Source organism: Candidatus Falkowbacteria bacterium (genome assembly GCA_018674305.1).
Classification (GTDB): Bacteria; Patescibacteriota; Patescibacteriia; order UBA11705; family JABHMO01; genus JABMRF01.
On sequence record JABHAL010000010.1, the window covers coordinates 125,755 to 136,974 of the forward strand.

An 11,220-nucleotide genomic window follows, 5' to 3' on the forward strand; every position below is an offset into this window, starting at 1 on the left:
AAGAATAACTAAACTAAGCTGTTACTTGTGAACTTTCAATGTTAATTATTGGCAAAAAATCAGCTATTTTCAATTTGTTAGTATCAATTTCTTGCAGTTCATCCGCAATGTACAGATAAGGATAATCTTCTGATTTTTTAGCCATTTGCCATCGCTCAAGCGTTGGCGCTTTTTTAATTACCGTCAATTTTTGCTGTAATATTTCGTCAGTGTCAATCAAACGAATTTCAGTTTTTGGTGTCCACACCTTATATCGCTTGGAAGTTTCAAATTGTTTACCATACTCTTCAAAAGTCCAAATCAAACGCTCTGCCGTTGTTCGACCAACCCGCTCATTATCTTTGAATAGGTCAGCCAACTGGTGAGCTTCACCTTTAGACTCCTCTTGCAGTGTTTCCAATATAGCTTTCGCTACATCTCCCTTTAATTCACCGTAAATCTCTACTGGATTGTCTTTGTTTTCACTTAACCGGAAAATCCAGTAAAAATAATTAGGCATTACCACGAAAGCTAAATTTTTAACATCTTTTTTTAACTCAGTGGCTTTGAAGGCATTAACCAGTAGGTCAATATACTGATCAGTTACAAATACATTTTTGCGACCAATAATTGCCCCACAATGGAAGTACATGCCTCCTTTTTGACGCAAAGGTTTGCGGTCTTTTTTTGACTCATCTTTTGTTTGCTTGTCCGCAGGAGCCTTGGCGGAGGTCGATTCTTTTTTCATAAAAACTTTTTTTAAGTTAATTAATTATTCAGCTTAGATTAGTTATGTTTAATTATGATCAGTAAGACTTTATGAGCTTGCTTCAGCCTGTATACTCAGGCTTCGTAAGACGCTTGGGAGTGTGCTACTTCAGTGCCGCTCATGACGGCAAGCCACTCTAATGTCCTTGCGAGGACTGCGAGGGAAACGAAGCAGTACGACGCAATCGCCTAAAACCACTCCATCGATAAATCTTCATATGCGTTATTTTCCTGCTCAATCAAAGCTCGTTTCTTTAAACTTGAACCTGCCTTTAGCTGTTTTTCACGGCAAATCGCAGACCAGGGATCTTCAAAAACTTCATAGTACATTAATTTATTAATGTTATAACGGGCAGAAAAAGAACGCGGATACACTTTTTCTTTATGCTGATACATACGGTTACGCAAATCACTAGTCATTCCCACATAAAGCACCGAATTATACTTATTCGCCAAGATATAAACATAATAATGTTTTTGATTCATACGGAGTTTGTTTTATGAGCTTGCTTCAGCCTGTATACTCAGGCTTCGCAATGACGCTTAAGAGGGTGTTACCACTTTCTCACCTATATTATCTCAGCCCAAAAAGGAATTAACAAAGAGATTCTGTCGACCTACCTCGTCAAGATTTATCCCATTTTTTCAAGGCGTTTTTTTAAAATCAAAAAAGCCTGACGAGTTGTCTCGACAAGCTTTATTCACCTGTGGATAACTTACTTAGTTAAAAGTTAAAAAGCCCGCCTGCACCGCTATGCGAAGCATTGCGGGCAGGTTTATAAAGTTAAAAGTAACTTTTCTGAAAGATTATTATTTACTATTTATCATTTACTATTTATTCGATACCCCCACCAACACTATAATCCAAAAAAAATGATTCTGGTAAATCCTTAACTGTACTAGCCCAATTCGCACCATACAATGACTTTGCAGTTGCTTCATCAGCCACCCAATGGATTGAAGCGTTTTGGGAAACGTAATAAACCTTTGGAACTGAAGGAATTTTAATTAAACCACCAGATTTAAATGGTACATTGCGACCAAGGGCATAACTGGCCATTTCATCTACATCAATCGTTTCTACAAAAGAAAAATCTTCTTCCCAATAGCTTTCCCAAATCGACTGAGTAGGATATGCATGGCGAATGTTATTAGAATCTAAATGATAAACTGCAGTCTTTTCAGCTAGCTTGACCCATTTACCGGAAGTATAATCAATGTCTAAAGTTACTTCAGAATAATTAACTGTAAACTGTTCTTTCACAGTATCCCCATCTTCGGTGGTAATACTAACTAATTGATCGCCAGCTTTTGTGCTTCGCATTTTGTAATCAACCATACCATCAGCATCTGTGACTTTTGATTTTAAGATTACTGGCCCATCATCTTCGCGAATTTCATTAAAATAAACTATTGTATTTTTAACTGGCTCATTATTAGAATCATTAACAGTTACATCAAATTTAATATAATCAACGCCATTGGCAACAGCGAAATCTTTATCTTGAATAACGGTTGAATTTTCCATTGAAAAAACAGCTTCACTTGGGGTTACTTCTTCTGGTTCAACAACAGCTACCTCTAAATCAACATTTACGGTGATTGTATCTGAAGTGAAGGTATTATCATTGAAATCCGTAGACTTAACATAAACCTCATAAGCGCCTGTTTCCAATCCACCCCAATCATATGTCCAAGTGCTATTATATGATCCAGTATTGGTAACAGCTTCACATACAGCATCGATACAAATCTGAGTATCAGCAGAAAAAGAACCACCCTGATCTTTGGCCTCACCAGTGATTGTGAATGTCTCGACATCAAGAGTCTGCCCATCCACCAAGTTGGTGATAGCAGCCACTGGAGCCCAAGGATCTCCAGCTACTGTATTATATTTAGAAGAACCTACTATTTGTAAATCGGCACTGGGCAAACTTAGATTAGTTTCGAAAAACATACCACGATCCCCAGAATCATAAAGTCCGTCATTATTTTGATCACTAAACCCAGGTAGATAAAAAACAAAAGATCTGTTCACAGTTCCATTTTTCAGAGTTTCCGCTGAAACAAAAAACCTATTTTCTCCACTGGACACAACCTGAGATATGTCTGTAAAAGCCCAATTCCCACTGTCTTGATCATATGTTCCACTAGCCAATAATTCGTCAACCGCAAAACCATCAAAGCCAACATTACCACCGTCCTGCCACAAAGACAGTCCACTAATTTCTAGTCCTGACTTTGCAGTACCACTATTTCGCACAACCAAACTATTAAGCGTATTATTTTCAGGCAAATCCACTGTAAAATCCAACAGTAAATTATCAAAAGTATTAGCATAAAAATACACATCCAAATTAGGATTATTCATACTAACTGTAGACTCAGTGGCAGCGAATACAGAAAGAGGTGAACACAAAACGACTACTATCAATAATGAGATAACTTTTTCTTTGATCATATTTTGTTTTATTTCTTATTTATTTTAGGTTTTTAAGTTCTTGGATTCGTTGCAAAACTTCAGTGTCATTTGGCACATATGGCAACAGTTCATTATAGTATCTCAGAGCCTTGGTATAATCCTCTGCAAAAATATCATAATACAAAGCTAACTGAGAAATCATATCTTGTTTAGCTTCAGGAAAATTTTCATAACCGTACAATAAAAGTGGCTCTATTTTTTCTCTTCTATCTTTCAAATGATACCGATAAATAGACATCAACTCTCGATATGAGTTTGCCCATTTATAATTAATATCCAAAATCTTCAATTGTAATTCTTCTGCCAATTCATACTTTCCAGTGTCAAAATAAATCGTCGCCATATTTTGCAAAGGCGTAATCTCATCGGGACGGAATCCGTGTAATATTTCATAAAGCTCAATAGCTCCATCATGATCTCCCAAAGTTTGCTTTAGCATTGCTAGCATCAGCAATCCTTGATCATCATTAATATTAGCGCTCAACAACACTTTTATTTCTGCCAAATCACCTATTTCTGATGCTGTGAGCTCTCTTGTATTATTAATCTTTACTAATTCCGCGACTTCTGAACTAGGTTGATTTGGACTAAACATAATCACTCCTACCACAATAACGGCAATTATCACTAATCCTACTACTACCCCCCCTGTTTTTCTGGAAATAAACTTCATAATATTTATAGGGGATAAAGGGGATAAAGGGGATAACATATAAAAAGTTATCTTCTTCTACCATCTTCTCCCTTGTTTAATATCTATAGCAATTATAGCAAATATCTTCAAAAATTAAAAGTCCCCCGAAGTACATACTACGTATGACTTCAGGGCAAGCCCCTACTATGTTTATATTCGGAATAAATCCGCTATCCTCACAAACAAAAGAACCCCCGAACAGTTACTCTTCAGGGGCCGCCCCGACGTGACGTCGGGGCTAGTGATTAAAACCCCCGTAAACGAGGCTAAAATTTTCAGGCTCGTTTAGGAGCCTTTGTCGTAAATAGCCTGGCCGTTCCAGGGCCAGGCGGCCTATGTTTATATTCGGGACAAATCCGATATCCTCACAAACAAAAGAACCCCCCGAAGGGGGCTCTTTTCAATATCTGAGTAATTACCTAGTAGGTCAATGTTCCACCAGCAACTGGTAGATTCTTTGTTAACGCATTGTCTACGTCTGTACCACCTGAATTTTCCCAGATGACACCGGCTGCTGTTACCGCGTTTACGGCTGTTGAATTTTCCCTAACAGTAATCTTCAATGAGTCATTGGTAGTGAAACCAGTAGTATCACCAATCAATTTCAAAGTTATAGTTTCACCTTGAGGAACCTTCACTTCGGATGATAGTTCTTCCATATATTCACCAATGCTATCTTCATTATCACCTGTAACATATGGAACCACATCCGTGTAGTCAGTATCACCAAATGAGAAACACTGCTCACCAGCGTCTACACCAGTCTTAAGTGGAACAGATAGGTCTACATCTGCACCATCACCACCAATATCATCCCAATAAAGGACAAACTCAGCTGGAGTGATTGTACCGTAAGTGGTCTGCAAATCGCTACTCTTTAAGATAAGATCTCCAGTAGGATCAGCATTACCCGCAACACCAGTATAGCAGAACTCTAGAACACCAATGGTAATTTCATCACCATTAGCATATAGATCGATAGCTAATAATTCACTATCATCAGATCCAGTGGTTACACCACTTGGGCTAGCAGTATTCTTTGAAACTACTAGTAAACCATCATATAAATAGTTAACATAACTAGCAATAACATTACCAGCATTTGTTCCAAGTGAGTCGATAGTTGTTTCAGTCAATACTGTTCCTGAGCTAACACCTGTAGCTACCATCTTGTAACTACCAGCGGCAGCAACACCTGCTGCGCCCCATTCAGCATCAACACCATTTACATCACCTAGACCAATTTCTAGTGTAGCACCGTCTGATAAGTCAGCTTTAGCTGAAAAGTCTACCTTAATATCAAGGTTCTTGTACTCTGGGCTCTTTGGTACAACCAAAGTTCCAGCAGTTAAGACAACTTTAGCATCTCCACCTGTGTCTAGTGAATATCCACCAGCATCGCCGATCAATACACCGTCAAGGTAAAGTTTAACTCGATATACATCCTGTCTAGCAGTTGCGCCAGTTGTAGCGATGTATAGTTCAGTTACATCAATTTCTTCGTTTGTTGACTGTAACTTGTAAGTCATTAGACTATTACCAGTTGCACCAGCAACATACTGTGCAGCAGAAGCTCTACCAGAAGCAGCAGTAATCTTCAATGTTCCCACAGAAGCTACAGTAGCCTCTGAACTTTCAATAGCAGTTGTTACACCACCATTGATATCAGCAGCAATCAAAGAATATCCTGAAGCTAGACCAGTAGCTACAATGTCAGCAGTTGGAGTTTCTACACCAACAAACCAAGGACCTGCAGTACTACCAGTAATATCAGCAACAACATTAATTCGAACTGTACCACCGGCAGGAATTGTTAAATTATCAATTCCTGAGAAAGTAGCAGAATCCTCAGCAGTATCACCGTCAGTAAGATTCAAATTAGAACCATACTGTGCACCAGTATCTTCATCGATCAATTTGAAACTAGTAAGGGTAGCGCTTGCAACTGAAGCGCCAGTGATACCAGTAAGGTCATCAGCTGAAATCTGAATAGAAGTAACTTTAATCTCTTCAGCAGTACCTGCTTGCATGATCAATTTACCTAATGTTACATCATTAGCGTTTTGAACATATGTACCATCAACTGGAGCTGTTCCCATGTAAGCTGTGATTGTTGGAGCAGTTACAGTAATTACGTTACCAACAGCTGTACCTGTCTCTGTAATATCAGCAGCAGAAAATGCACCAGTACTAGTAATATCATCAGCAGCAGTATCCATATCTAGACGAACAGTATCAGTACTTGTAGCACCATCCAAAACGTTTCCATAAACACTAACAACTACGTTTTCTTCTTTTGGTACGTCTAATTCAAAACTGAAGCTACATTCACCAGTAGTAGTACCACTAGTAAACGCACTACAAGTTGAACCAATCTGATCACCATTTGCGTCTGTCAAGTATACAGTATCTACATCATCAGAAAGATCTGTTGAAGCAGTACCTGTAATTACTAATTCTGAAACTAGCATGTCTTCACCAGTTGAATAAAGGTTAATGTCTGTAAAGTGAACATTTTTTGCTCCCTTAGAAACATTAGTAGCACCTGGAGAAGAAGCAGCCTTAGAAACAACCAAAGAACCGTTTGCAGCACCCTCAAATGTTTGTGCATTACCAGTTGCTACTCCAGATAAAGTTACACCACTGGTAACATATTCATCTGAATCAAGTCCTTTAATTCTAACTAATGTGTTGGTTGTACCATTATCACCAACGTAAGCGTGAACACCTGTTTCAGTTCCAGCAAATGAAGTACTTACATCAGCGCGAACAACAACTGTTTCGTTATCTGATTTAGCTACATCAAGTAGCCCATCAGTAGTATCTTCAAAAGATACAGTAAAACTACTTACTGAACCTGAAACTGGAATTTCTACTTCAGCACCATCAACGATCTTATACAACATCCAGTTAGCAAAATCAGTGTTAGCAATACCAGCAGTACCAGCCATAATAACTCGTAATCTAGTCATTCTTACACCTTCATTTGAACCAGCTGTTAACTTATAAGCTCCCAGTTTATTACCTTCAACACCCTTAACAAGAGTGCCTGCAGCTGGAGCATAAGCTGAATCTTGAGTTAGAGTTGCACTACCTTGACCAATAGTATTAGTCTTAGCAGATTGTGCTGAGAAAGTTGTTCCACCAGTAGTAATTAATACTTGGCCAGCTGAACTATCACCACGAGCTGCAACGTCACCAGTTTCTGCAACCTGGAAAATCAAAGTTTTGGAAACTGTGATTCCAGCAGCAATATCACCGTAAGCACAGATTTTCTTGGTCTTGCTTAGGTCGATGAAATATGGGTCTGCACTTAAATCAAAAGTAACTGTACCATTGCTAGCCATAGCTGCAGTGTCAGAACCTTCGATTTTGTTTGAACTTTGTTTTAGGTAAAAATTCAAAGCATCACCTGAAGATGCGCTACCAATATTGGTTAGCATTAATGAATCAATGTGGAATCCTTCAATTGAAGAAGTGTTAAAATTCCAACAACCTAATTCTACTTCTGCTTCACCTGAAATAACTGCAGCTGAACCAGCAACAGAAGCGACGTTTAATACACCAACGCTTAAGTTTGAGAATTGCATTGCATTACCAATTACAGGTAAACCTGTAACACCTGCATCATTAGCATCAATTTCTACTATTGATAAGTAGTCATTAGTACCAGATGGAGCAGCATCAATGTTAGCTTTTACAGATAAAACTGTATCTGCACTAACTGTCCAATTCAAGTTCTTGAAAGTTACTTTGTGAGTAGTAGTATTCAATGATTGATCATTACCAACCTGAGTAGCACCATCGTATAAACGAATAGTACCAAGATCAGCATCATAACCTAAACCAGCTCTTTGTAAAACAATTTTATCAATTTCAACAGTACCAGAAACACCTAAGTCAAATTTTGCAAATAAGACATTTTGTGCTCCCTTTGAAACGTACTGTCCTTCTGGATTACCAGAGTTCAATGAAACTGAAAGATCACCAGAAGCTACAACTGTACCAGAACCTCCACCACCACCTTGTGAAACATCAATATATGAATCAACCATAGCAGTAACATCAGCACCAGCAGTTCCCATAGCTAGGCTTGTTTCAAGTACAAAATCCCAGTCCCAGTTATTGGCATTGAAAGCTGCTTCATCAGCAACTAGACTCCATGAACCATCAGCATTTACATAGTATGTATCAGCTGAATCTGCAGGAGATACCAATTGACCTTCTGGATAAACAGTACCATCTAAGGCAACACCACTGTCAGTGTAGTTGGTGAATAAACTATCTGGAACATCAATAACCATTGATGACCAGTTATCACCATAAAGAGCTTTAGCAGCTGCTTCTGTTTCTACCCAGTAAAGCGCACCTTCTGGACCAACAGCGTAAACCTTTGGAACTGTAGTAATCTTAACTAACTTAGTACCTGGGCGAACCATTACGTTACCCACTAGATCGATAGCAGCTAGTTCGTCGTCAGTGACAGGAACAACACTACTAAAATCATTATACCAAGTCATGTAAGTAGACTGCGTTGGGAAAGTATAGCGTCCACCATCAGCAGCATAAAAATATACTGCAGCGCCGCTTGCTTTAATCAAATCGCCAGCTGACAATGTAGCAGCTGATGCAACTGGAATAAAGGCACCGATTCCAACCGTCCAACAAATTGTTGTAAAAACAACAAATGAAATAAAGACTTTTCTCATAAATTTTTTAATTCTCCGTTAGTCAAATGTTTAGCAAATTAATTCTTATAGAATCAATTGTTAAACACTGACAATATTATATTCTTTATTATGTAGTAGACGTTCTTCGACAGACTCAGGGTAACCCCCAAATCCGTGTCATCAGAACTCGACCTTTGAGACCACTACAACCCAAAGAGAGTTTCTTTAGGATTTATTTATATATTATTAATTAATTATATTTTAAATTGTATTTTTCTAAGATTAATTTAATTTTGACTTTCTTCATCAGTCACTTCTTCTGTCGCTTCTATTTCTATTACTTCTTCATTTTCTAAGTCTTCTAATTCTTCAATTCTGGCAGCTTCATCGATTTGATCCTGAACCTCACCCTCTATAGCAGTATTAAGAGTTTTTACATCCTCATCTGTACCTCGTGTAATTTCAGCACCTTGTTGTATCTTTTCTAAGGCTGACGCTAAATCTCCATGATTTAATAAATCTTTGGCATCAGTTAATGCTTGTTCAGCTTCACCTTGTTTTCCTTTTAATTCTTCAACCATCTCATTAACTGTTCCGGTTGACTCTTGCTCAACTGGAGCCTCGTCTGAAACTTCTGTTTCTCCTTCTTCACCGTCAGTCTCATCCTCAGCATTTTCATCTATATTAACTTCTTCGGTTTCAGCTGTTTCTTCAGACTGTTCGGTTTCTTCTTCCTGGTTAACGACCACCGCGCCACTCTCGGCATCCTTAGCGCTTTGTTCAACTTCATCAACCTTTTCTTGAGTTTCTTTGATATCTTCTTTTGCTTTATTTATTTTACTGTCAATTACATCAACTAAATCTTTTTCTGACAATGTCACTTCACCACCAGCAAGTTTATCAACAATTACCTCAACGGCCTTAACACCTGTTTCATCAGTAGCATCTACTGCCTGCTCTAAAGTCTCTACCAAATCCTTATCCTCTCCTAATTCTTCTTGTGTTTGTTTAAGCTTCTCACTGATCTCTTCTGTTTTTTCATCAACCTTTTTAGCTGAATCAACAACTGCTTGAGCTTTTTTGTTTCCTTCTTTTACTTTACCTAAAGTTTCAGTAGCTTTTTTCATTTCGTCGGTTAAACCATCAACGGCCACCTTAACCTTGGCTTTTTTAATTGACAGAACTGGTTCAGTCTTTACTACTTCTTCAATCTCTTTAATTCGCTCTTCCGCAAACTGCATATGCAGTTCTGCTTGTTTTTCCCCTACGGCAGTAAAGCCAACTTTGACTCTTTCACTGGTTAGCTTCACTGAATAAAGGAAATCACCGGGCAAACTACCCTTTGAAGCACTTACACCCAAAATACCCGTACTAAAAATAAATAAACAAATTACTGACAAAACACCTACTGGTCTAGCTACAAATCGCAACATACTTCCTGGTAGCATTGATTTAAACAAAAACCAGCTATTAATAAAATAAGACTGGCGTCGACTAGCGCTTTGACTCGTTATCTGAGATAACAAAAGTTCGCGCTGAGTCTTGACCCAGTCTTTTCTTGGTTTTACACTTTTCAAATCCTTAAGTTGTTCAACAACTTTATCCATATGATGTACGGATTACTGATTGATACATATTTACGGATTAACTTGGGGACCATTATTAACATCTCTCGATAGATCTGTACATCCGTACAAATCCGTAATCCGTAAACTATTGTTCACCAGCAATATCTTTTAGCGCAGCTAATGCTCGATGAAGTATTACTCGAACATTACCTTTACTTTTGTCTAAAATCTCGGCAATTTCGGTTATGGAAAATTCTTCAACATATTTAAGCACAATAACTTCTCTATGATCATCCTTCAATTTCTCCAAATGTTTTTCAATGCTTTTAATTTCCAGCTTCACGCTGATCTCGGTTTCTAAATCTCGATCATCCTTAATACGCTCCATGTACTCTTCATCAGTGCCAATAAAGTCTTTGCTTTTGATCCGATAATGATCAATCACCGCATTTCTGGCCACTCGATACAATAGGGCATTCAAATTACCAATCTTGCGATTAGTTTTGTTGATATATTCCCAGGTCTTCAGAAAAACTTCAGAAGTAATATCTTCCGCAATTTCTTGGGATGAGACCTTAAAAAAGACAAATCTAAAGATGCGGTCCACATAGATATCATACAACTGGCCGTAACTTTCTGCATCCTTATTCTGTCGAACCTGATATATCAGGAACTTTTCTTTTAATGAGGGTTTCTTCATTTATTAAGACGTCGTTAGCTTAATTTTGTTACAATCTGGAAGTAAGTATTATAAGTATTAGATATACAAAAACATGAATCCGTATACCAAGTACCGGCTTCCCAAAGAGTGTTTAGATTAATCAGCCAGAAGCTAATTAACTGTTCAAAATTATATAGTAAATATACTATTTTGTAAAGAGCTAAATAAGATTTAAGATTGAAGTTTTAAGACTCAATTGAAATATGTAATTAAATCATTCTAGGTCTATTAACTTTAATCTTCGCTCTAACAACTTAAATCATTAATGACTATTGACAATATTATAGTACTTGTATACACTAAATACAGAACGTTTGTATACACTAGTGTAGACAAAC

General features: G+C 37.8%; 7 protein-coding genes. All 7 read right to left on the reverse strand.

Annotation, left to right across the window (positions count from 1 at the left end; all coding sequences use genetic code 11):
* Window positions 1-13: 13 nt before the first annotated feature.
* Complete coding sequence (locus HN643_04440) at window positions 14-727, reverse strand: hypothetical protein (GenBank protein ID MBT7500888.1); 714 nt, start codon at window positions 725-727, stop codon at window positions 14-16.
* Window positions 728-936: 209 nt separating this feature from the next.
* On the reverse strand, window positions 937-1,233 hold the full coding sequence (locus HN643_04445) for a GIY-YIG nuclease family protein (protein MBT7500889.1): 297 nt from the start codon (window positions 1,231-1,233) through the stop codon (window positions 937-939).
* Between the two features lie 349 nt (window positions 1,234-1,582).
* Entirely contained in the window at window positions 1,583-3,208 is a 1,626-nt protein-coding gene (locus tag HN643_04450) for a hypothetical protein (protein MBT7500890.1), read from the reverse strand.
* Window positions 3,209-3,227: 19 nt separating this feature from the next.
* Window positions 3,228-3,902: a tetratricopeptide repeat protein gene (locus HN643_04455; GenBank protein ID MBT7500891.1), complete on the reverse strand. Its 675-nt coding sequence runs from the start codon at window positions 3,900-3,902 to the stop codon at window positions 3,228-3,230.
* 440 nt (window positions 3,903-4,342) lie between these two features.
* Window positions 4,343-8,632, reverse strand: a complete 4,290-nt coding sequence (locus HN643_04460; protein MBT7500892.1) for a hypothetical protein — start codon at window positions 8,630-8,632, stop codon at window positions 4,343-4,345.
* Between the two features lie 248 nt (window positions 8,633-8,880).
* Window positions 8,881-10,200, reverse strand: coding sequence for a hypothetical protein (locus HN643_04465; GenBank protein MBT7500893.1), 1,320 nt, complete (start codon window positions 10,198-10,200; stop codon window positions 8,881-8,883).
* 106 nt (window positions 10,201-10,306) lie between these two features.
* Window positions 10,307-10,861 carry an RNA polymerase sigma factor gene (locus HN643_04470; protein MBT7500894.1) on the reverse strand — a complete coding sequence of 185 codons (555 nt, stop codon included), beginning with the start codon at window positions 10,859-10,861 and terminating at the stop codon, window positions 10,307-10,309.
* Between the last annotated feature and the right edge of the window lie 359 nt (window positions 10,862-11,220).